Below are 21896 nucleotides of genomic sequence, written 5' to 3'. Positions count from 1 at the left end.
TATTATGATAAGATTAGAAGGAATAACCAAAAGTTTTGGTTCGTTACAAGTATTAAAAGGAATCGACCTTGAGATTAATAAAGGGGAGATTGTCAGTATTGTAGGACCTAGTGGAGCCGGTAAGACGACTTTATTGCAAATTATGGGAACGCTGGATGAGCCGGATGCGGGTACTGTTGAATTTGATGGTACGGTAGTGAGCCGGATGAAAGAGAAGGAACTCTCTGCTTTCCGTAATAAGAATATCGGTTTTGTATTTCAGTTCCATCAGCTTTTGCCGGAGTTTACGGCTTTGGAGAATGTGATGATTCCGGCTTTCATAGCAGGCGTTTCGTCTAAAGAGGCCAATGAACGTGCTTTGGAAATATTAGAGTTCATGGGACTGACTGAGCGTGCTTCTCATAAACCGAATGAATTGTCTGGTGGAGAGAAACAACGGGTAGCTGTGGCAAGGGCTTTGATTAATCATCCTGCGGTGATTCTGGCCGATGAACCTTCGGGAAGTCTGGATACTCATAATAAAGAAGAATTACACCAGTTGTTTTTCGACTTGAGGGAACGTTTAGGACAAACTTTTGTGATTGTTACTCATGATGAAAATCTGTCGAAGATCACCGACAGAACGGTCAATATGGTGGATGGCATAATTAAAAAAGTTTAATTAAAGAACCAAACTTCTAAAAAGCTATACCAAATGGCTAGAGGATGATGGCTGTTTTATCTTTTAGCTATATCTTTATATCGCTTCTCTACGGAAGTCTGTGAAGATGATAGTAGAGTGTTTGTTTTGTTTGTGTGTGATGCATTCTTATCTGGTGTGATGAGAATGCATCTTTTTTTTATTAATTCAGACAAATATAAGGGGAAAGCCGCTCAAAATCTGCCGGAGTGAACTCTTCATATAATGCTAGTTCTTTCAAACTTTTTAAAGTTCCTTTTTTCTTTCTGTGTTCAGCGATGGCTTTGGCTTGGTAGTAATTGATATATGGATGGTGCATCAGCTGTTCTACACTCGCTTTATTGATATTGATGCGGTGTATATAGGCTGTATCGATGGAGAACCACGGACGGAGCCTCTCTACTTTCAGGTGAATATCCTGCAATTGCTCTATCCGGTAGAAAAAACCTAAACGATTGCGATAGTTTACAATCATCCGGGCAATACTGCTCCCAATTCCCGGAATTTTCTTGAGTTCGGTGGTGTCTGCCTGATTAAGGTCGATGATTGTCCCCGACTGGTATTTGAATAATGTGTCTCTTTGTACCTTTTGTATTGTGAGTAGTTGAGTGGTATCTTTGGGAATCACCTTTTCAGTAATCTGGATATAGGGAAGAAGTGTTTGATACTGTTCTTCTGTCAGCCCATATATTTTTCGAAAATCTTCGGGACGACGGAACTTACCTTGCCTTTCCCGATAATGTAAAATGTTCTTAGTCATCCACGATGGTAGACCGAGAGTTAAGAAAGTGATAGAGTCTGCGGTATTGGGATCAAATACCGAAAGTTTGATTTCTCTTTTGGGATAGGGAAGAGTAGGCTTTTTAGTGTACTTAATACTGCGCCTTACTTCTTTGAGCGAAGCTATAAATTCATCATATTCCTTTTCAAATTTTTCTTCTTCCGGATGGTACTCTTCAGCGGGAGAAAATAATTGATAGAGTTGGGGAATGGCAAATACCCCAATAATAAGAACGACAAGGACGATAATGCCTTGTCGTTCTGTTTTAGTAAAATAAAAAAAGTCTTTCCACATTATTATAGTTTGATCAATCCCAGTTCATTGATAAATATCAGTGATATGGCGATCGGAGCAATATATTTAAGTATAAAGATAATCAGTTTATAGATTGGGACTTTAAGAGTACCATCATTTGTAATCTCCGACCACACGATTTTCTTGTCCAGATACCAACCGGTAAAGAGAGAGATGAAGAAACCACCGAGAGGTAACATGATCTTAGCTGTAACAAAGTCGAAGAGGTTGAACATATTTAATCCGAAGATGGTGAATCCTTTCATGACTCCGAGCGACAATGAACAGATAACTCCGAGACAGATACATCCTCCGGTTACAAATCTGGCTGCTTTTCCACGACTAAATTTGAACTCCTCATGCAGATAGGCAGTTACTACTTCATGCAAAGAGATTGTAGAGGTCAATGCTGCCATCGCAAGTAATACATAGAACATGACAGAGAATATATAAGCTAGTACCGGTATCCCACTAAATGCCTGCTGGAATACATTAGGAAGTGTAATAAAGATGAGGCTCGGACCTGAATCGGGTTGTATGCCAACAGAAAAAGCGGCAGGGAAAATAATGAATCCGGCTAATATGGCTACAAATGTATCAATGATTCCGACGCTGAAAGCTGTTTTGGTAAGGTTTGTTTCTTTACTGAAATAAGAGGCATAAGTACAAAGACAACCCATTCCCAGGCTGAGGGAAAAGAAAGCCTGTCCCATAGCTCCTAAAAATACATTTCCATTTACCTTACTAAAGTCGGGTTTCAACAGAAATTCTATACCTGCACCTGCTCCAGGAAGGGTTACGGAACAGATCACTAATATTAATATAATGATGAACAGGGTAGGCATCATAATTTTAGATGATTTCTCAATCCCTTTTTCCACGCCTTTTACAATGATAAAATGAGTTGCCAATAAAAAGAGAACCAACCATAAAACAGGTCTCCATGGATTGCTGGAAAACTGCTCGAACGAAGAGATAAATTCACTCGACGTTTTTCCGGAGAATCCGTTGGTTGCGGCTTCGAAGATATATTCAAGTGTCCATCCGGCTACTACAGAATAGTAACTAAGAATCAGAAATCCTGCCAGAACTCCCATACGACCTACCCAACGCCACCGGGTACCGGGTGCTAATTTTTGATAGGCTCGGGCTGTATTGGCTCTTGAACGTCTTCCGATAAGGAACTCAGCGATCATGATGGGAAGTCCCAGAAGCAGGATACATCCCAAATAGATCAGAATAAAAGCAGCTCCTCCATGATTTCCTGTTTCGTAAGGGAATCGCCAGATGTTACCTAATCCTACTGCCGATCCCGCGGAAGCGAGTATGACACCTAATTTACTGCCGAAGTTCGCTCTATCATTTTTTGCCATAAATCTTGTTTTATCTTACAAATCGTTATAAAATACACATTATAGAATGCAAATATAGAAAATGATACGTATATTTGCACGAAATCTGTAATTTTATTTAGATATGCTATCTTATATTAAGAAATATCCAATTTCTCTTGTTATTATTCTGGCAGTGATTTATCTGTCGTTCTTTAAACCTCCTCAGACGGATTTGAACGAGATTCCTAATCTTGATAAGCTAGTGCATCTTTGTATGTACTTCGGTATGTCCGGGATGTTGTGGCTAGAGTTTCTGCGCGCACATCGTAGGGATAATACTCCATTGTGGCACGCATGGGTTGGCGCATTCCTGTGTCCTGTACTTTTTAGTGGCTGTGTAGAATTACTTCAGGAATATTGTACCGATTATAGAGGAGGGGATTGGTTGGATTTTGCCGCTAATACCACTGGAGCTGTGTTGGCCAGTTTGATTGCGTATTTTGTAGTCAGACCGAGGATGATGAGAAAATAAAATGGTGGATTATAAATAATCCACCACTGTATTAAGTTTAATTCCATTAGATCCTTTGATTAGGATGGTATATCCATTAGGTTCCTTATTTTTTATTTCTTCTATTACTTCCCCTGCATTTGCATAAGTTTTAAAAGAGTGTTGTGCGGCTGCAAACTGATCTCCTACAAGCCATACTTTTTCAAAATTACATTCTTTGATGTAATCCACTATCCTTTGGTGTTCTGCCGGACCTTCAGCCCCCAATTCACGCATATCTCCTAATATAAGCATTTTATGGGAGACAGTCATGTTCCGGAAATTTTCCAAAGCAGCCATCATACTAGTTGGATTGGCATTGTAGGCATCTATAATAAGGGTATTATTTTCTGTTTTCTTTAGTTGCGACCGATTGTTTTGAGGCGTATATTCGGTTAAGGCTTTGTCAATCTTCTCGGGTTCTACTCCAAAGAAATAACCGATAGTAATAGCAGCTAACGCATTGGGGAAGTTATATTCGCCGATAAGTTGGGTTTCTACTTCGTGTCGTACACCTTCTTGCCCGGCTTTCCACTCAAAAGCAAGATATGGAGAATTTCCGGTCACATGTCCATTCACGTATAAACCTTCCTGACTGCCGTATGTTATTTGCTTTAATCCGTAAGCAATCTTCATTAAATAGGGATTATCATGATGAATGAAAATAGTAGAAGCTTCTTTTTCACGTAAGAAATCATATAATTCACCTTTGGTTTTAATGACTCCTTCGAAAGAACCGAATCCTTCCAAATGGGCTTTCCCGACATTGGTGATGAGACCATAATCCGGCTCCGCAATATCAACTAACTCTTTGATATCTCCGGGATGGCTGGCACCCATTTCAATAACAGCGAGGTCATGCTCGGCTTTCAGACGAAGCAATGTAAGGGGGACGCCGATATGGTTGTTCAGATTCCCCAGCGTATACAGTATCTTGTATGATTGAGACAGTACCGCAGAAATTAATTCTTTAGTAGTAGTCTTGCCGTTGGTCCCGGTAATTCCGATTACCCGCGTACCTAATTGGCGGCGGTGGTAATTGGCGAGTTGTTGCAGAGTTTGTAAACAGTCATCTACAAGTATATATCGTTCATCATCTTTCACGACAAATTCGTCTTCGTCGATAACGGCAAACGCACATCCGGTTTCCAAAGCTTTTCCGGCAAAAGCATTTCCGTTGAATGATTCACCTTTCAAGGCGATAAACAATGACCCTTTCGGACAGTTTCGGCTGTCGGTGGTCACAGATTGACAATCCAGAAAAATCTGGTAAAGCGCAGAAAGCTTCATATCCTGATCCTTTTTTAAATGCTGCAAAGATAGACTATTCTTTCGGATTTATTTCTCAATTTTAATGTGAATACTTGCTTTTTTTCTATACATTTGCAACGATCTAATTGGAATACAATCGATGATGAATCCTACTTCTCCTATTTATATAAATGTAAATGGACATTTGCTAGACCTGGCTACCCCGCAAGTGATGGGGATTTTGAATGTGACTCCCGATTCTTTTTATTCCGGGAGCCGGATGCAAACAGAAGAAGAAATAACAGCCAGAGCCCGTCAGATCATTGATGAAGGTGCATCTATTATTGATATTGGAGCTTATTCATCGCGTTCCAAAGCTGAACATATTTCGGCAGAAGAAGAAATGAGACGGCTTCGCACCGGGTTGGAAATTATCAACCGAATTTATCCGGATGCAATCATCTCTGTAGATACTTTTCGTGCGGACGTTGCAGAGCAATGTGTAAAAGAGTTTGGCGTGGCTATTGTGAATGATATATCCGCCGGTGAGTTGGACGAGCGAATGTTTGAGACTGTAGCCCGTCTGGGAGTCCCTTATGTGATGATGCATATGCAGGGTACTCCGCAAAACATGCAGAAGGAGCCTCATTATGAGAATCTGATTAAAGATGTTTTTATGTATTTTGCCCGTAAAGTGCAGCAACTCCGGGATTTGGGTATGAAAGATATCATACTTGATCCGGGATTCGGTTTCGGAAAAACATTGGAACATAATTATGAATTGATGGCACATCTCGAAGAATTCCGTATTTTTGAGTTACCTTTGTTGGTAGGAATTTCCCGGAAGTCAATGATATACAAATTATTGGGGGGTACTCCTCAGGATTCATTGAATGGTACTACTGTATTGGATACGGTTGCATTGATGAAGGGAGCAAACATTTTGCGGGTGCATGATGTTCGTGAAGCAGTAGAAACTGTCCGGATTGTGGGAAAGTTGAAGAATTGGTAATTTATAATACTTGTAGTTATAGTGTTAGAGTTTAGTATAAAAGATTTTATTGATATTTTTCTGGTTGCTCTCTTGTTGTATTATACATACAAATTGATGAAAGCGTCCGGTTCCATCAAGATTTTTACCGGTATTTTGGTTTTTATCTTGATTTGGTTGGTAGTGACTCAGGTCTTGGAGATGAAACTACTGGGCTCTATTTTCGATACGTTAATGAACGTGGGGGTAATCGCTTTGATTGTTCTCTTTCAAGATGAAATACGTCGATTCTTATTGACTTTAGGTTCTCATCGGCATGTCAGTGCTTTGGCTCGTTTTTTCAGTGGTTCTAAAAAGGAAGCGTTGCAACATGATGATATTATGCCTGTGGTGATGGCTTGCCTCAGTATGGGAAAACAAAAAGAGGGGGCATTGATTGTAATTGAACATAATACCCCTTTAGATGAGGTTATTCGTACGGGCGAAATTATTGATACAGCAATTAATCAACGTCTGATTGAAAATATATTCTTCAAGAATAGCCCTTTGCATGATGGGGCAATGGTGATCAGTAAAAAACGCATTAAAGCAGCCGGATGTATTTTGCCGGTATCCCATGATTTGAATATTCCTAAAGAATTAGGATTACGCCATCGTGCGGCTATGGGGATTTCTCAGCAATCGGATGCACATGCTATTATTGTTTCTGAAGAAACAGGGGCTATTTCCGTTGCTTATCGGGGGCAGTTCTATCTTCGTTTGAATGCAGAGGAATTGGAGAGTCTGCTTACAAAAGAAAGTTGAAGTTGCTCTTTGAAGATAACATTGCTGGAAGAAATCTTGTAATAAAGTAGAAAATTAAGAATATAAAGGGATATTATGATTACAATGAAACTATTAAAAAATGTACAGGTTTTTATTTTTTCTTTTTGTTTTATTACGTGTAGTATAGTGACTGAGAAAGTATTTGCTGTAAAGAATGGTTGTACTCAAACATCCAAATCCTCCGTTTTTCGAAAAGATAAGAATGAAAAATGGTTAAAATTTCGTGTAGCCTCTTATAATATCCGTTATGCAGCTGCTAATGATGAAAAAATAGGAAATGGTTGGGATATTCGTAAGAAGCCACTCTCAGAATTAATCAAATCCCATGATTTTGATATTGTAGGAACACAGGAAGGAAATGCTTCTCAGTTGAGCGATCTAGATACCTTGTTATCTACATATTCGTATGTAGCTCATCCTTATGGAGGACGTGATGGGAATTTGCACAATTGTGCTACATTCTATAAGTTTTCTATGTTTGATGTGTTGGACAGTGGCACGTTTTGGTATAGTGAAACTCCTGATGTCCCCAGTATCGGATGGGATGCTACGGATCAACGAATTTGTAACTGGATTAAGTTTAGAGAGAAAACAACAGGAAAAGAGTTTTATTTCTTTAATTCTCATTTCTATTGGCGGTATGTCACTGCCAAGGCAAATTCAGGTACTGTGTTGGTAAATAAGATACGGGAAATAGCCGGAGATTCTCCTGTGATTTGTACCGGAGATTATAATTCAACTGATTCTACTACACAAATACAAAAGATTCTGACTCTTTTGAAGGATGCTTATCGTGTTACGAAAACGGCACCAGTCGGTCCGGTAGAAACTGGATTCCCAGGGGGAGTATTCGAAGGAAAGGCAGTGAGCCGTATAGATTATATTTTTATTAGTTCTCACTTTCGTGTGCTGGATTACAAAGCTTTAGATGATTCATATAATCAGGGACGTTACCCTTCTGATCATTTTCCTGTGACAAGCAGAGTGGCAATAAAGATAGCTGAGTAATTCTTTTCCATAGAATATGCTAAAATCCGATTTCTGGTACTACTTCGCAAGCGAAATGTATTACAATCAGTAGTAAAATGTTGCTTGAATGACTAATCTAGGGATATTCGTAAAATAATAAAATTTAAGGCAACTAATTCATTGCGAGTTAGTTGCCTTTTTTGTATCTTTAAGCATTCCCCCCAAAAAACGGTTTGACGGCCAAAACGGGGGTAATCTAAACTAAAAAGACATGGTAAAGATACAAAAAATATCCGAAATCGAACCTTGTTTAGGTTTTACCGAGTTCGATATGCTAAAAAAATATCGTCAAAGTTTTGCAACGAGCGAATTAGGTCGCCTCCATGCTCTGTTTCCTTTCTCGGAACTGGCCCGGCAAATGCATTTGAAGTCCTCTGCTTTGGGTCGTAAAAGTTATTTTTCTCCCGAAGGTAAAATAGCCTTGATGGTCCTGAAGTCCTATACCAACTTTTCCGATGCACAACTGATTGAGCATTTAAACGGTAATATTCATTACCAGTTATTTTGTGGTGTTCAGATTGATCCTCTTCATCCACTGACCAATCCTAAAATCGTCAGTGCGATTCGTCAGGAAGTAGCGGACCGCCTTGATATTGAGTCCCTCCAGCTTATTCTGGCTGAGCATTGGAAACCTTATCTTGAGAACCTTCATGTCTGTATGACCGATGCCACCTGTTATGAAAGTCATTTGCGCTTTCCTACTGATGTCAAACTCTTATGGGAAGGTATTGTATGGCTTCATCGCCATCTGTGCAAACATTGCCGTACATTGCACATACAACGTCCCCGTAACAAGTATCTTGATGTAAGCCGTGCCTACCTTGCTTACAGTAAACTGCGTAAACGCAGGAAATCACAGACCCGTATGATTAAACGCAGGCTACTTCAGTTATTGGAAAAGCTACTGGACCAGCTGGAGCAGCTTCATTCATCCTACAGGCACAGGCTTACACTATCCTCTGATTACCAAAGGCGTTTCTCGGTCATACAGACGGTCCTTGAGCAAGGGAAGAATTTATTTGCAGGCAAAAAAGTGTCCAACCGTATCGTGAGTATCGACCGGCATTACCTTCGCCCCATTGTCAGGGGCAAGGAAACCAAATCCGTTGAGTTCGGAGCCAAGGTCAACAATATACAGATAGATGGAATCTCCTTCATAGAACATATCTCCTTTAAGGCTTTTAACGAAGGAGTACGTTTGAAAGACTGTATTCATTTGCAACAACAACTGACCAAGGTCAGGGTTAAGGCGCTTGCAGCGGATTCAATCTATGCTAATAATGCCAACCGGAAATTTTGTACTAAATATCATATAAGTACTTCCTTTAAGCGTAAGGGAAGAGCTGCCAAAGATGAGCCACTTCGGAAAATCTTACGGTCGGAACTCAGCCGTGAAAGGGCTACCCGCCTGGAAGGAAGTTTTGGAACGCAGAAACAACATTACTCACTGGCCAGAATAAAAGCCAGAAACAGGAAAACGGAAATACTTTGGATTTTCTTTGGAATACATACGGCCAATGCGGTATCTATGATAGAAAAGGTCGAAAAGAAAAAAAGAACGGCTGCATAATCAGACTAAAAGAAGAAGAAGAAAAGAGGAGAGGTTTTTAACTTCCCCTAAAAAGACATATACATAATGTACCGTTGGGAAGAAAGAATAAGAATATGTAAATAATATTCTATTAAAAAGATACAAGACTTGAGACTTTACACAAAAAAATTAAGAGAAAAGCTCACGTAAAGTAAAACTGTTCTCTTAATTTATAAGAAAGAGGGACATTTACTGAATATCCCTAATCTAACATTAAACTCATGAACGGGTGTAATGGTTGAAGTATTTGCTTTGTTAATTCACTTACATTCATTTGAATAGATATGCCGGATAAAGGTTCACAGCTATAATCACATCTTCCTTTATGTATGCGATAGTAACCGTTATTTATAGACAATTGATCGTCTGTTAATTCAATTTGCATTTCTTCTTTTGGAAAAGCTGTAGCATATAATCTTAAAATCTCTTTGGCATTGATGATCCTTGCCATACCGAATGATTGCTGAGGCTGTTCATGATTGAGAGGCAGCAATCTGATTATCTGGTTGCAAACGCTATGTTGTTTCAAATAATATAATAGGCTGTTTTCTATCTCATTTGTTTCGGCAAATAGTTCATTAATAATCAGACTCTCTTTCGCGTTATATGCAATAGCTAATCCGTTGATTGCGTTCTTCTTTTTGGCAATAACCAGAATTCCTTTGCTAATACCCAAATCGGCCATAATCACTCGAAAATCATCAGAGGTATGCTGTATACAGCAAGACCGTTCAGACAATTTTTTATTTAGGTATTGATATACTTCTTCCTGATAATCAGATATGGAGTCCATTTTTATTTCAGAAGAAGGAATATTGGAAGGCAATGGAATTTCTTCTACCGAACGTTGGAAAACAGGGGCATATCCCATTTGGGCGTAATAATTGAATAACCAAGGTTCAGCCGGAATTAGTGTACTGAAAGAAATGTCATTTTGAAACATTCGGTCGAAAGCCCGTCTGAGAAGTTCCCGCATAGTACCTTTTCCACGTAAATCCGGATGGGTGCAAGCTCCTGAAATATAAGAGGTTTGCACAATATGCCCACAAAAAGTCATCGGGTAAGGAAGCATTTGTAAGGCGGAGATTACCTCCGTATCTTTTTGAATGGCAACATTTATTTCATCGGTGTAACGTAATTGAAAGTACATATCAATAAATGCTGCACTATCATTGAAACATAGTTTCCATAATGCCTTTACTTTTTCTCTCATAATGCTCCGTTTTACTGTTTAAACAAACAAAGATAAATATTCGTTTTCATGTTGCCTAAATAATTTGTGGTCAATAAGTAATTATGTAGCGTTTATATTTTTATTACTGATATTAAAATGTTATATTTGTGATACTTGAAGCATCCATGGTGAAACACCTTGCTAAAATCAATATATTATGAAAACGAAATTATTTTGCCTGATTTTAATTCTATGTGGTTGTTTGCCCGTTTCTGCACAACAGCACAGAAGATCTATGCCGAAGGTTGATGAGAACGGAGTCTACTTCGTAGCCGAGAAAATGCCCGAGTTTCCGGGTGGACAAGATGCACTAATGAAATATCTGAGTATGAATGTCCAGTATCCTGCTGAAGCTCAAAAGAACGGAATTGGTGGTCGTGTGATTGTTCAGTTTATAGTGATGGAAGACGGGAGTATAACTCAGGAGAAGGTAGTAAGGGGGGTAGAAGAGTCATTAGATGCCGAAGCACTCCGTGTAGTGAGACAAATGCCTAAATGGTCACCGGGAATGGAAAAAGGAGAACCGGTGAAAGTCCGTTGTAATATTCCTATTTTCTTTCGTATAATAGAAGGGCGTTCTGCTCCCAAACCAAAACCGGAATTAGTGTTTCCTGTGGGACAGGAAGTGAAGAATACAGCATTGGAAGGAGTGTGGCAGTCATGTTCGCTGAAAATAGTGGATGATAAATATCATGTAAGACTGGAACCCGTATTGAAAATATTGTCCTCTGATGGTGTATTCATGAATATTTTTACAGGTGATAATAAAGTTGGTGCAATGATTTCAGCTCAAGGAACTTATAACAAGGAATCGGATGATACTTATGTGGAATCGTTAGAGAAGTCAGCGATAAACCTTTTTAAAGAAGGTTCAAAAAATGCAATTACGTTTAATTTTCTGAATGATAATCTGGTGAAGTTCACGTTTGTAATTCCCGGAAAAGATGCGCTGTGGGAAGAATATTGGTGTAGAGTTCCTCTTCCTGAGATAAAGTTGATGGCGGAATAATTTAAATATAAATCGGAAGTATACAAAATGCATATGTCGGGTCGTCCCACATATGCATTTTGTATTATTAAGTATCTACCACTTCACCATATCCATTGGGTGCTCTTGCAGACAAGCCATGTACTTTTCGAGAATAGTAACCGGCTGATAAGACAGCTTTGCTTTGCGTAACCCTTCAATTCCTAAATCTTCTTCCCGATTGATATAAATATATTGTTCGGGAATACGATTGGCAAATTCGTAATTGATCATTGCATATGCACCATCAATATTGGTATCTGCCTTTTCTACATGTACTCCGAATGTTTCGTGATTGATCGGCATACCAAAGGTGAAAGCAACTATTTTGCCATCTACATGTAGAATGCCACCGGTCAGGCCTAAGGCTTCAAAATTATGGAGCGCATAGATAAGAGCCCGGCGTTCGTTGCCGGTTCCTTCCTGTTGGTCACAATTATTCGTTTTACACCATTCAGCTTCCAAATCTAAACATTCTTGAATACGGTTCGGAGTGATTGGCGCATATTCATAATTGGGATAAGTATTGCGGAATCGGTTGATGTGATTTCTTTTAGCCTGGAACTTCTTGCCTTTCAATGTGGCAAGATCACTTCTCAAATAGATATAATCGGCGTAGTCCCGATCTTCCGTAAAGATGAACTGTCCGGGTAGGATTTCTTCAAGGTCAGCTCGCGTACAACTGCAAACTCCCAACATGCAGAATTGTTGTTTTTCTTCTTGTGCATCCTCTATTAATTTTCGGAGAACAGCTTTCAAATCCCCTGTTCCTACGGGCATCATATAAGCCAGTTGTCCTTCGGCCCAGAATTTAAAAACCAGAAAGTTATCCACCACTGCAAATTGGGTGTCATATAAGAATCTCCAACTACAAAGATTGGAGAAAGAGAGATCGCAGTTCCGGCGATTGCTGTTCATCGTGAATGCGGTAATTGTGTCTTTATCAGCTAGCGTGATGTCTTTAAATGCAATCATGAGGTCGTTTTTTGAGTTTAACTTTAATATAACGGAAAATGGAACGATTTTGTTTTACAGGATTCCTAATAAATGAAGAATCGTTGGTGTTAATAAAGCTGTAAATATTCCATTTAATGTGAGTCCTAAACTCGCATAAGCTCCATATTTGCTACTGATATCCATAGCGGTGGAAGTTCCGACGGCATGAGCGGCTGTTCCCATCGATAGCCCTTGAGCAATCGGGCTACCAACATGCATGATTTTCATTGTTTTGAAACCGCATATGGCTCCAAGCAATCCCACTGCTACTACGACGGCAGCAGTTAATGAAGGAATGCCACCAATTGTTTTGGTTACTTCCATTGCAATAGGAGTGGTTACGGACTTGGGAGCTAAAGAAAGAATCACCTCTTGAGAAGCTCCCATTAATTGGGCAATTAATACAACGGAAACTACTCCGACAATACAACCTGCCAGTTGTGAGAGGAGAATAGGTAATAATTGCTTTTTTATCATTTCTAATTGAAGATATAAAGGAACACCTAAAGCAACAACGGCAGGGCGTAACCAAAACTCAATGAGATGTCCTCCTTTGTTGTATGTTTCATAAGACACATTCGTCATCTTTAGAAAGATGATAAGAATCGCAATGGTAAGTAATATAGGGTTTAATAATAATATTCCTGTTTTCTTCTGGAGTATTTTGGCTAAGAAGAATATTCCGAAGGTAATAGCCAACAGGAAAAACTCATTTTCTAAAAAGCTCATTGATTTTTATGTGTTAAGTGGTTTTTTGATTTCCTGACAATTTGGTGAACCCATCCTGTGATGGAAAGAACAAGAATCGTACTAACGATAGTGGCTACCACTATCGGCCAAAACTCTGCTGCAATCACATCAAAATACAACATTAATGCAACTCCGGGGGGGACGAAAAAGAATCCTAAATTTGCGACTAGGAAGTCGGATAATCCCTGTACCCATTGCAACTTGATCCAACCTAATTTTAAAAAGAGGGTGAGCAGCAGCATGCCTATGATGCTGGAAGGGAGTTTAATGCCTGTAAAATAAATGAGTAACTCACCTAAAGCCAAACAGCCAAATAAAATGGCGCACTGACGTATCATACTAATTACCTATTGATTATTGAAAACGGTGCAAAGGTAGGAAAAATAGAAGTACAGTGTTAAATATTATAATAATTTAGGCTTGGGGGTGAAAATAAGGCTGAATTGTAATGTGGATGTTGCAAAATTGAGTACTTTTGCGACGCTAAAGGCAAACAACTCGAAAGTTCAAAACATATTAGATATATAAATGCTTAATTTAATCAACCAAATTGTGGCGCGTGCGAAAGCCAACCGCCAACGTATCGTCCTTCCGGAAGGAACAGAAGAACGTACACTAAAAGCTGCCAATCAGATTTTGACAGATGAAGTTGCTGATCTTATTTTATTGGGCAAGCCAGACGAAATCAATGAGTTGGCTCTAAAATGGGGATTGGGAAATATCAATAAAGCTACCATTATTGATCCGGAGACTTCTCCAAAACATGAAGAGTATGCACAATTGCTGTGTGAACTTCGCAAGAAGAAAGGGATGACTATAGAAGAGGCTCGTAAATTGACGAGTGATCCTCTGTTTTATGGATGTTTGATGATTAAAAATGGTGATGCAGATGGGCAATTAGCAGGTGCACGTAACACAACTGGTAATGTATTGCGTCCGGCTTTGCAGATTATTAAGACAGCTCCGGGCATTACATGTGTTTCGGGTGCTATGTTGCTCCTGACTCATGCTCCTGAATGTGGAAAGAACGGCATTCTGGTAATGGGAGATGTTGCTGTAACCCCAGTTCCTGATGCAAATCAATTGGCTCAGATTGCTATCTGTACAGCTCAGACTGCTAAAGCAGTGGCTGGTATAGAAGTTCCTAAAGTAGCTTTATTAAGTTTCTCTACGAAGGGTTCTGCGAAACATGAAGTAGTAGACAAAGTGATAGAAGCGACCAGGCTTGCTAAGGAAATGGCTCCTACATTAGAATTGGATGGTGAGATGCAGGCAGATGCTGCTTTAGTACCGGAAGTGGCTGTAAGCAAAGCTCCCGGATCATCGGTTGCCGGAGAGGCAAATGTATTGATAGTACCTAGTTTGGAAGTCGGTAATATTTCGTATAAGTTGGTTCAACGTTTGGGACATGCGGATGCTATCGGACCGATTCTTCAGGGTATTGCTCGTCCGGTGAACGATTTGTCTCGTGGTTGCTCTATCGAGGATGTATATCGTATGATTGCAATTACGGCTAATCAGGCTATTGCTGCAAAAGCTAACAAATAATCTTAATCATAAATCAACGAAAAAATGAAAATCCTGGTATTGAACTGTGGTAGTTCATCTATTAAATACAAGTTATTTGATATGACCACTAAAGAGGTTATCGCTCAAGGTGGTATCGAAAAAATAGGTTTGAAAGGATCTTTCCTGAAATTGACTTTACCGAATGGTGAAAAGAAAATTCTGGAGAAGGACATTCCGGAACATACTGTAGGCGTAGAGTTTATCCTGAATACGTTGATTAATCCTGAATATGGTGCTATCAAATCGTTGGATGAGATCAATGCAGTAGGTCACCGTATGGTACATGGAGGTGAGCGTTTCAGCGAGTCTGTGTTACTGACAAAAGAAGTGCTGGATGCATTTGCTGCTTGTAATGATTTGGCTCCATTGCATAATCCCGCCAACCTGAAGGGTGTGAATGCTGTGGCTGCTATCTTGCCGAATATACCGCAGATTGGTGTCTTTGATACAGCTTTCCATCAGACAATGCCTGACTATGCTTATCTGTATGCAATTCCATACGAATTATACGAGAAATATGGTGTACGCCGTTATGGTTTCCACGGAACTTCTCACCGTTACGTTTCTCAACGGGTATGTGAATTTCTGGGAGTTAAACCGGATGGATTGAAAATCATTACTTGCCACATTGGTAACGGTGGTTCTATCGCTGCGATAAAAGACGGAAAATGTATAGATACTACGATGGGATTAACTCCGTTGGAAGGTCTGATGATGGGGACTCGTAGCGGTGATATTGATGCCGGTGCTGTTACTTTCATTATGGATAAGGAAGGGCTGAATACAACTGGCGTTTCAAACTTGTTGAACAAGAAGAGCGGTGTGTTAGGAGTATCGGGAGTTTCAAGTGATATGCGTGAATTGGATGCTGCTTGTAAAGCGGGAAACTCCAGAGCTATTTTGGCTGAAAAGATGTACTATTACCGTATTAAGAAATACATTGGCGCGTATGCTGCTGCATTGGGTGGTGTAGATATCATATTGTTTACAGGAGGTGTTGGTGAAAACCAATCACAATGTCGCGAAGCTGTTTGCGAGAATTTGGAATTTATGGGTATTGAAATAGATAAGACTGTAAATGCTCAAGTCCATGGCGAAGAAGCTGTAATTTCTACTTCCAATTCAAAAGTAAAAGTCGTAGTTATTCCCACAGACGAAGAATTGTTGATTGCATCAGATACAGTTGCTATTCTGGATAGATAACTGCTACATACTGTTTGTCATCAAGAAAAAGATGTGTTAAAATTCTAAACTGTATCCTAAAAGTTGGACAGTAAACGATAGTTTTATTTGAGAAAGGGTTCGGTATTGTTCCGGACTCTTTTCTTTTAACCGGAGCTTGATTCTGTTATTGTTATAATATTTAATATGCTTTTCTGATGCTTTTATGAATTTTTCGGCCGAATCGAATCTCCCTGTAAAGTAGCTCGGATTTTATTTATAAAAGAACAGTTCTCTCTTATAATCGTGAAATATGGTTATCATCCGCAGGCTACTGCTATAAAATTCTGAAAAGAAGTTTAAGGGGGAATAGCAGACAGCCGCAGATGATACTTGTGATAAGTCAAATTTATTATTTAATAGTTGAAATATATTGCTCGTATAATGTCTGGTAACAACTAACCAGATCCTTAACATCCGGATATTGGGATTCGTACATGAATGGACCTTTATAATTGACCTCATTTAGTGCAGAAAGTATGTCTACCCAATTATTTTCTCCTTTACCCGAACAGGGAAAATAATGGCATTCTTTCTTTCCGTCGCCATCCGAGACGTGTACGGACTTTAATCGTTTCCCTAAAGCGCGAATCAGTTTTTCCGGGTTCTTGATGTGATTCATATCAACAGCCGCATAAATGTTTTTAGGAAGGCGATTCATAATTGTCATCATTTCGTCTACTGTTCTGCAAAGTGGACGTTCCCGGTTCTTGTCTCTTAAAAGTTCGTATCCTAACATATTCTCTATTACCATTTTAGCTCCGATCTTTTTGACTTCCTTATTCAGCTCGATGGCAGATTGGATCATTTGATTCATTCTGACATCCCTTTCGTTCAGTCCAAGGTAAAAGCTAGGGTGAAAAAGAATAATTTTAGGCTTTAAGATCCGGCAATATTTTAAGACAGACTTATGGTATTCAACAACACTCTTTCGTTCATTCTCATCTGCCTTAGACAAATCCACATCATTTCCGAAAGGCATGTGGATGGACCATATTTGAATGCCGGCTTCATCGGCGATTGCTTTGGCTGCTTTGACACGACGGATGATTTCTTCTTCGCTATATTTCCCTTTTTCTACTATAGCATTGAGTGATGTCTCAATACAAGTAATACCGACAGCTTTTGCATATTTCATTTTTTCAGCCGTGATACCGTTGATTCCTATGGAGTAACCGACTTTTAAAGGTTGAGGAACTTGTTTTGATTTGGACTGAGTACTTTCGGATATTAAAAGTAAACAGAATAATAGCAATGTTTGCAAATAAATCTTTTGTTTCATAGTTATATTGATTTGTTTATACAATATGGACGAAAGGAAAAATCGACTATTCATAATTATTGTTTTATTAAAAAGTTACAAGTCTACCATCTGTTGGTTTCACATTTAGACGACTATGAGAGTCGTCTAAATGTAATTTTAGAAGGATTATCCTTTTGGTGAAGAATATGTATGGTAGATTTGATAAAATCAACGTCTTCGCATGTATATATATTCACAAACTGTTGTGGATTACGATCTATGAGAGGAAACCAAGTACTTTGTATTTGTACGACAAGTCGATGTCCCTTTTGGAATGTATGGGCAATATCCGGCATTGTGAAACGCACCTTAGTAGGTTGTCCCGGAACAAAGGCTTCCGGATGTTCAAAGCTGTTTCTGTATCTTCCACGCATGACTTCTCCGCGTACTAACATTTGGTAACCGTTCATCAAATAACGGTATCCGCTTCCTTTTCCATCCTTTTGATCGTTGTATGCAAAATCTTCAGGAAATTCGTCGATGACTTTGACGACAAAGTCTGCATCTGTTGTAGTTACAGTTACTTCTAGTTCTACTTCCACTTCACCACCAACTGTCAGAGGCTGTTCCAATGTTTCAGTTTTGAAACAGAGTACGTCAGGACGACGTTCGGCAAAACGTTGGTCGTCGGTCATATACTCTTTAGCCCGGGCGTATGTTGTTTTGTCCGTATAAGGGACGGGTTTCGCAGGATCGGAAACGTATTCCGAATAAGAAATCGTTTTGTTGGGAATATTGGTACTAAGTGTTCCTTTTTCATCTAAATAATAAGATACTGCCTGTGCTTTTTTGTCTGGCCAGGATTCAAATTCTTTCCATTGATTTTCTCCGGAGAAGAATATGTTAACTTTGCGTGAATCGGTTATTGGAGTCCCTTTCCCATTCAAATAATATTGTAGAAAAGGATATTCTATCTGTTCCTGATAATAAGGTACATTTTTTGAACCGAAGCGGACATTACCTAGATAACTACCGTCGTTCCCTCCCCAGGCACCATGATACCATGGACCTACAATTAAATGCAAGTCAGTGTCCGGGCTTTGTTTGTGAATAGCTTTGTATAATTCCCAAGCACCGTAGCAATCTTCAGCATCAAACAATCCTCCTACAACTAATATAGCCGGTCGAATATTGTAACAGGAACGACGTGTGTCTCTTTGTTGCCACCAGCTGTCATAATTAGGATGGGCCATTAAGTCATTCCAATAAGCAATACTATCGCCTAAAAGACGAGTGAGATTTTTCAATGCGCCTGCTTTCAGGAAGAAAGAATATTCATCTGTTTGATAATAAGGTTTTGCCGGAGTACTTTCTTCAGTTGGTACGGGGCGAGGACGATTCATAGAAGCAGCAAATCGAAAACCGTCACAAAGCATGAAAGCACCATTGTGATGGTAGTCATCCCCTAAAAACCAGTCTGTGACCGGTGCTTGTGGGACAGCAGCTTTGATCGCAGGATGTGCGCTCAAAGCTCCCATTATTGAATAGAAACCAGAATAGGATGAACCGATGATTCCGACCTTTCCGTTATTCTTTTTTGTATGTTGCAAAAGCCATTCAGTGGTGTCGTATACATCACTCGCTTCATCAATGTCTTTTTTCTTTTTCTTATTGGCAATAAAAGGACGTACATTTACGAATTCTCCTTCACTTTTCCAGCGTCCACGTACATCTTGAATAACAAAGATATATTTCTCCCGTGCATAATTCTGCCAAGAGCCCCAGAGGCGGCTGTTCATTTTCTTTCCATAAGGAGAAGCTTTGTACGGAGTGCGGGTGATCAAAATGGGAGATGGCTTTTCTTGATGAACAGGTTCGTAAATTGCAGTATATAGATGTATACCATCCCGCATCGGTATCATTTCCTCTCTTTTAGTGTAGTTTTCTTTTATCCATGCTTCATTTATCTCCTGTGCAGACAAACAATCCCCTGTAAGAAAGAAATAAAGAAGTGGAACAAAGCAGAAAACTTTGCTCCACTTATTGATATAATAAGTCATTGTGTTTTTCAGATAGAAAGTTAAAAATTATACGATAATCAGTTCTATACCCATTTCTTCAATGGATTGGGCCATAGTCTTAGATATACCGGAGTCAGTTATAATAACGTCTATCCGGTCCAGATTACAGATCTTACCGAAACCTCTACGCCCGAATTTGGAGGAATCTGCAAGAATGATTGTACGGAGAGAAGCTTCGATCATTTTTTTATTAAGAATTGCTTCTTCTATGTTTGAATTGGTGATACCATATTCCAGATCAATGCCGTCTACTCCCAGGAAAAGTTTGGAACAAGTGATTTGCTCAAAGAATTGTGAAGTATAATCACCTATAACGGAGAATGAGTTTTTTCGAACAGTTCCTCCTAGCTGTATGACTTCGATATTATTGACGGCGTTTAATAATAATGCCGTTTTAAGGGAAGCTGTCACTACTGTCAAATGGCTAGTCGGTACAATTTGTTCAGCGAACATATGTACTGTAGATCCCGAAGCGATAATGATAGAATCATTTTCTTCGACTAATTTAGCTGCTTCAATTGCGATTCTTTTCTTTTCGTCTTTCCGTAGTTTCTCTTTTTCCTGAACATCTATGTCAGAAGTCAGCGGGTTAATAGGACTTGCACTTCCGTGGGTGCGGTACAATAGCTTCTTCTCTTCCAGATATTTTAAATCCTTACGGATCGTAACCGGAGTAACATCTAGCTCTTTAGCGATATCAATCACCTTTATGAATCCATTCTTGGCTAAACTTTCAAGAATATACTTGTGTCTTTCTGCTATACTTGTCATACTCTCATATTTTTTCTTACAAAGATAAATTAAATATTAATATGTGGCAAATGAAAGTCGGAAAAGTTTCATTGTATAATGAAAATAGTTATTTTAATTAAGGTAATATCTTGAAAAAGAAAAAATATTTGCGTATTTTATTGTGTTGTATTTCTTTTTATGTATTTTTGTGGCGGTATGTAGCACCAAAGAAAAAGAAAACGAAAAACAAATAGCAAGGATATGCTTGTTGTCTTTAAAAAGATTAATAAACGACCGGATATTATGAAATCTGATATACCAACTGAGGTATGGGAGGTTTTACAATCGGGCAAGTAATTTTTAATACTGTGGAAATGTCAAGAGTAGAAGAAGCTTTGAAGGCTGCGAATGAGACACGTGCCCTTCGCATAGGTGATGGAATATTAGGAGAAGTTGCCGAGTTATTTAAAGAACAGTTTCCGGGAAAGAAAGCGGTTGTAGTAGCCGATGAAACAACCTATCGAATTGCCGGTAAAAGGGTGGAAGAAGAATTGAAACATGCAGAAATAGAAACTCTTCCTTCCTTTATCTTTACGGATTCTGATTTATATGCAGAGTATTCATATATAGATCAGTTGGTGGATTCATTGAAACAACATGCTGCTATTCCAGTAGCTGTAGGTTCCGGTACAATTAATGATTTGACAAAGTTATCATCTCATCTTACGGGAAGAAGATATATGTGTGTGGCAACAGCTGCATCCATGGATGGATATACTGCTTTTGGTGCATCTATAACGGCAGATGGTGCGAAGCAGACCTTCAGCTGTCCTGCACCGCAGGCTGTTTTGGCGGATACATCGATTATAAGTAAGGCACCCGGTCCTATGACAGCTTCCGGATATGCGGACTTATTTGCAAAGGTTACTGCCGGTGCAGACTGGATTTTGGCAGACGCGTTAGGAGTGGAAGCTATTGATAAAAAGGCATGGTCTATCGTTCAGGATGGTTTGCATGATGCTTTATCCTCTCCTAAAGAGGCGGCTGAAGGGGAAGAAACAGCGATTTCCCAACTGATTGAAGGGTTGATGTTAGGTGGTTTTGCTATGCAATGGTCGAAATCGAGTCGTCCGGCTTCAGGAGCCGAACATCAGTTCAGTCATCTTTGGAATATGGAGCATCATCTGAATAATGGCGAGCATATTTCTCATGGCTTTCAAGTGAGTATAGGTATGTTAGCTATTACAGCGTTTTATGAACAAGTATTGCAGACTTCATTCGAACAGTTGGATGTAGATGCTTGCTGCGCAGCTTGGCCGGAACCTGAAATAGCAGATAAAACAGCCCTTGATATGTTTGTGGGTACTGACTTCCCGAATATCGGTTTGCAAGAAACAAAAGCAAAATATGTGAATCGCGAACAGTTAAAAGTTCAGCTTTTACAATTGAAAGAAAACTGGCCGAAGATAAAAGAGCGTTTGTCCGGACAACTCATTCCTTATAGTGAGGTTAAACAGAGACTTCAACTGGCGGGAGCTCCGACAGAGCCGGAAGAGATTGGTATAACAAGAAAGCGTTTGCGTGAGACATTTATTCGTGCACAATTTATTCGTCGCAGGTTTACTGTTCTTGATCTTGCTGTACGTACAGGTTATATGGAAGACTGGCTGGAAGGACTATTTAGTAAAGGTAAAATCTGGGAAATAACAGACTAAATA

General features: G+C 39.3%; 20 protein-coding genes and 1 pseudogene. 10 read left to right on the top strand and 11 right to left on the bottom strand.

All coding sequences use genetic code 11. The annotated features are described in order from the left end of the window. Positions 1–4: 4 nt before the first annotated feature. On the top strand, positions 5–661 hold the full coding sequence (locus CZ225_RS21755) for an ABC transporter ATP-binding protein (protein ID WP_077155472.1): 657 nt from the start codon (positions 5–7) through the stop codon (positions 659–661). Between the two features lie 181 nt (positions 662–842). Here CZ225_RS21755 and CZ225_RS21750 read toward each other — a convergent pair whose 3' ends face one another. After that, positions 843–1754: a ComEA family DNA-binding protein gene (locus tag CZ225_RS21750; protein WP_077155471.1), complete on the bottom strand. Its 912-nt coding sequence runs from the start codon at positions 1752–1754 to the stop codon at positions 843–845. A gap of 2 nt (positions 1755–1756) precedes the next feature. Then, positions 1757–3127: a sodium-dependent transporter gene (locus tag CZ225_RS21745; protein ID WP_077155470.1), complete on the bottom strand. Its 1371-nt coding sequence runs from the start codon at positions 3125–3127 to the stop codon at positions 1757–1759. Between the two features lie 103 nt (positions 3128–3230). Here CZ225_RS21745 and CZ225_RS21740 point away from each other — a divergent pair, with 103 nt between their 5' ends. Beyond that, positions 3231–3620 carry a VanZ family protein gene (locus CZ225_RS21740; RefSeq protein WP_077155469.1) on the top strand — a complete coding sequence of 130 codons (390 nt, stop codon included), beginning with the start codon at positions 3231–3233 and terminating at the stop codon, positions 3618–3620. A 9-nt stretch (positions 3621–3629) separates the two neighbouring features. On the opposite strand, the gene CZ225_RS21735 is transcribed toward CZ225_RS21740, so the two are convergent. Further along, complete coding sequence (locus CZ225_RS21735) at positions 3630–4928, bottom strand: UDP-N-acetylmuramoyl-tripeptide--D-alanyl-D-alanine ligase (protein WP_077155468.1); 1299 nt, start codon at positions 4926–4928, stop codon at positions 3630–3632. 121 nt (positions 4929–5049) lie between these two features. On the opposite strand from CZ225_RS21735, the gene folP reads away from it, so the two are divergent. From folP to CZ225_RS21715, 4 genes are all read left to right on the top strand, one after another. Next, positions 5050–5901, top strand: coding sequence for a dihydropteroate synthase (folP, locus tag CZ225_RS21730; protein WP_200800558.1), 852 nt, complete (start codon positions 5050–5052; stop codon positions 5899–5901). An 18-nt stretch (positions 5902–5919) separates the two neighbouring features. Continuing rightward, positions 5920–6684, top strand: coding sequence for a diadenylate cyclase CdaA (gene cdaA / locus CZ225_RS21725; protein WP_077155467.1), 765 nt, complete (start codon positions 5920–5922; stop codon positions 6682–6684). A gap of 147 nt (positions 6685–6831) precedes the next feature. After that, a complete protein-coding gene (locus tag CZ225_RS21720) occupies positions 6832–7713 on the top strand; it encodes an endonuclease/exonuclease/phosphatase family protein (protein ID WP_159441796.1) in 882 nt (293 codons plus the stop codon). 232 nt (positions 7714–7945) lie between these two features. Then, positions 7946–9304, top strand: a complete 1359-nt coding sequence (locus CZ225_RS21715; RefSeq protein WP_077155210.1) for a transposase — start codon at positions 7946–7948, stop codon at positions 9302–9304. 223 nt (positions 9305–9527) lie between these two features. On the opposite strand, the gene CZ225_RS21710 is transcribed toward CZ225_RS21715, so the two are convergent. Beyond that, positions 9528–10538 carry a GNAT family N-acetyltransferase gene (locus CZ225_RS21710; RefSeq protein WP_077155466.1) on the bottom strand — a complete coding sequence of 337 codons (1011 nt, stop codon included), beginning with the start codon at positions 10536–10538 and terminating at the stop codon, positions 9528–9530. Between the two features lie 178 nt (positions 10539–10716). Between CZ225_RS21710 and CZ225_RS21705 the strand changes: the two genes are divergently transcribed. Then, entirely contained in the window at positions 10717–11568 is an 852-nt protein-coding gene (locus CZ225_RS21705) for a TonB family protein (protein ID WP_077155465.1), read from the top strand. A gap of 75 nt (positions 11569–11643) precedes the next feature. On the opposite strand, the gene CZ225_RS21700 is transcribed toward CZ225_RS21705, so the two are convergent. The 3 genes from CZ225_RS21700 to CZ225_RS21690 are packed head-to-tail and all read right to left on the bottom strand — an operon-like array spanning position 11644 to position 13670. Beyond that, positions 11644–12561: a DUF2156 domain-containing protein gene (locus CZ225_RS21700; RefSeq protein ID WP_077155464.1), complete on the bottom strand. Its 918-nt coding sequence runs from the start codon at positions 12559–12561 to the stop codon at positions 11644–11646. 54 nt (positions 12562–12615) lie between these two features. Then, positions 12616–13311, bottom strand: a complete 696-nt coding sequence (locus tag CZ225_RS21695) for an LrgB family protein (RefSeq protein WP_077155463.1) — start codon at positions 13309–13311, stop codon at positions 12616–12618. Beyond that, positions 13308–13670 (bottom strand): CidA/LrgA family protein, encoded by a 363-nt coding sequence (locus CZ225_RS21690; RefSeq protein ID WP_077155462.1) that lies wholly within the window; start codon positions 13668–13670, stop codon positions 13308–13310. The genes CZ225_RS21695 and CZ225_RS21690 overlap by 4 nt, the downstream gene beginning before the upstream one ends. Positions 13671–13860: 190 nt before the next feature. Between CZ225_RS21690 and pta the strand changes: the two genes are divergently transcribed. Together pta and CZ225_RS21680 are read left to right on the top strand one after the other, a co-directional pair. Then, positions 13861–14880 carry a phosphate acetyltransferase gene (gene pta / locus CZ225_RS21685; RefSeq protein ID WP_077155461.1) on the top strand — a complete coding sequence of 340 codons (1020 nt, stop codon included), beginning with the start codon at positions 13861–13863 and terminating at the stop codon, positions 14878–14880. Positions 14881–14904: 24 nt separating this feature from the next. Continuing rightward, positions 14905–16104, top strand: a complete 1200-nt coding sequence (locus CZ225_RS21680) for an acetate kinase (RefSeq protein ID WP_077155460.1) — start codon at positions 14905–14907, stop codon at positions 16102–16104. A gap of 36 nt (positions 16105–16140) precedes the next feature. On the opposite strand, the pseudogene CZ225_RS24920 reads toward CZ225_RS21680, so the two are convergent. From CZ225_RS24920 to CZ225_RS21660, 4 genes and pseudogenes are all read right to left on the bottom strand, one after another. Then, positions 16141–16305: pseudogene (locus CZ225_RS24920) on the bottom strand (IS3 family transposase); the annotation flags it as partial. A 169-nt stretch (positions 16306–16474) separates the two neighbouring features. Further along, entirely contained in the window at positions 16475–17404 is a 930-nt protein-coding gene (locus CZ225_RS21670; protein ID WP_077155459.1) for a sugar phosphate isomerase/epimerase family protein, read from the bottom strand. A gap of 113 nt (positions 17405–17517) precedes the next feature. After that, entirely contained in the window at positions 17518–19425 is a 1908-nt protein-coding gene (locus CZ225_RS21665) for a CocE/NonD family hydrolase (protein ID WP_077155458.1), read from the bottom strand. 27 nt (positions 19426–19452) lie between these two features. Beyond that, the gene (locus tag CZ225_RS21660; RefSeq protein ID WP_077155457.1) at positions 19453–20217 is read right to left on the bottom strand and encodes a DeoR/GlpR family DNA-binding transcription regulator; all 765 of its coding nucleotides are present in this window, start codon (positions 20215–20217) and stop codon (positions 19453–19455) included. Positions 20218–20552: 335 nt separating this feature from the next. Between CZ225_RS21660 and CZ225_RS21655 the strand changes: the two genes are divergently transcribed. Continuing rightward, positions 20553–21893, top strand: coding sequence for a sn-glycerol-1-phosphate dehydrogenase (locus CZ225_RS21655; RefSeq protein ID WP_077155941.1), 1341 nt, complete (start codon positions 20553–20555; stop codon positions 21891–21893). The last annotated feature ends 3 nt before the right edge of the window (positions 21894–21896 follow it).

The organism is Bacteroides bouchesdurhonensis, assembly GCF_900155865.1.
In the GTDB taxonomy this organism is placed as follows: Bacteria; Bacteroidota; Bacteroidia; order Bacteroidales; family Bacteroidaceae; genus Bacteroides; species Bacteroides bouchesdurhonensis.
The sequence above is the reverse complement of the archived record's forward strand: the minus strand, read 5'-3'. Positions and strand labels throughout refer to the sequence as shown.

What these genes read in the sequence shown, in the direction of transcription:
- CZ225_RS21705 (WP_077155465.1), top strand. Translation starts at nt 10,717, where the DNA reads ATGAAAACGAAATTATTTTGCCTGATTTTAATTCTATGTGGTTGTTTG.
- CZ225_RS21665 (WP_077155458.1), bottom strand. Translation starts at nt 19,425, where the DNA reads ATGACTTATTATATCAATAAGTGGAGCAAAGTTTTCTGCTTTGTTCCA.
- CZ225_RS21755 (WP_077155472.1), top strand. Translation starts at nt 5, where the DNA reads ATGATAAGATTAGAAGGAATAACCAAAAGTTTTGGTTCGTTACAAGTA.
- CZ225_RS21745 (WP_077155470.1), bottom strand. Translation starts at nt 3,127, where the DNA reads ATGGCAAAAAATGATAGAGCGAACTTCGGCAGTAAATTAGGTGTCATA.
- CZ225_RS21750 (WP_077155471.1), bottom strand. Translation starts at nt 1,754, where the DNA reads ATGTGGAAAGACTTTTTTTATTTTACTAAAACAGAACGACAAGGCATT.
- CZ225_RS21660 (WP_077155457.1), bottom strand. Translation starts at nt 20,217, where the DNA reads ATGACAAGTATAGCAGAAAGACACAAGTATATTCTTGAAAGTTTAGCC.
- CZ225_RS21735 (WP_077155468.1), bottom strand. Translation starts at nt 4,928, where the DNA reads ATGAAGCTTTCTGCGCTTTACCAGATTTTTCTGGATTGTCAATCTGTG.
- CZ225_RS21655 (WP_077155941.1), top strand. Translation starts at nt 20,553, where the DNA reads ATGTCAAGAGTAGAAGAAGCTTTGAAGGCTGCGAATGAGACACGTGCC.
- CZ225_RS21695 (WP_077155463.1), bottom strand. Translation starts at nt 13,311, where the DNA reads ATGAGCTTTTTAGAAAATGAGTTTTTCCTGTTGGCTATTACCTTCGGA.
- CZ225_RS21670 (WP_077155459.1), bottom strand. Translation starts at nt 17,404, where the DNA reads ATGAAACAAAAGATTTATTTGCAAACATTGCTATTATTCTGTTTACTT.
- CZ225_RS21740 (WP_077155469.1), top strand. Translation starts at nt 3,231, where the DNA reads ATGCTATCTTATATTAAGAAATATCCAATTTCTCTTGTTATTATTCTG.
- pta (WP_077155461.1), top strand. Translation starts at nt 13,861, where the DNA reads ATGCTTAATTTAATCAACCAAATTGTGGCGCGTGCGAAAGCCAACCGC.
- folP (WP_200800558.1), top strand. Translation starts at nt 5,050, where the DNA reads ATGATGAATCCTACTTCTCCTATTTATATAAATGTAAATGGACATTTG.
- CZ225_RS21680 (WP_077155460.1), top strand. Translation starts at nt 14,905, where the DNA reads ATGAAAATCCTGGTATTGAACTGTGGTAGTTCATCTATTAAATACAAG.
- CZ225_RS21690 (WP_077155462.1), bottom strand. Translation starts at nt 13,670, where the DNA reads ATGATACGTCAGTGCGCCATTTTATTTGGCTGTTTGGCTTTAGGTGAG.
- CZ225_RS21715 (WP_077155210.1), top strand. Translation starts at nt 7,946, where the DNA reads ATGGTAAAGATACAAAAAATATCCGAAATCGAACCTTGTTTAGGTTTT.
- CZ225_RS21710 (WP_077155466.1), bottom strand. Translation starts at nt 10,538, where the DNA reads ATGAGAGAAAAAGTAAAGGCATTATGGAAACTATGTTTCAATGATAGT.
- CZ225_RS21700 (WP_077155464.1), bottom strand. Translation starts at nt 12,561, where the DNA reads ATGATTGCATTTAAAGACATCACGCTAGCTGATAAAGACACAATTACC.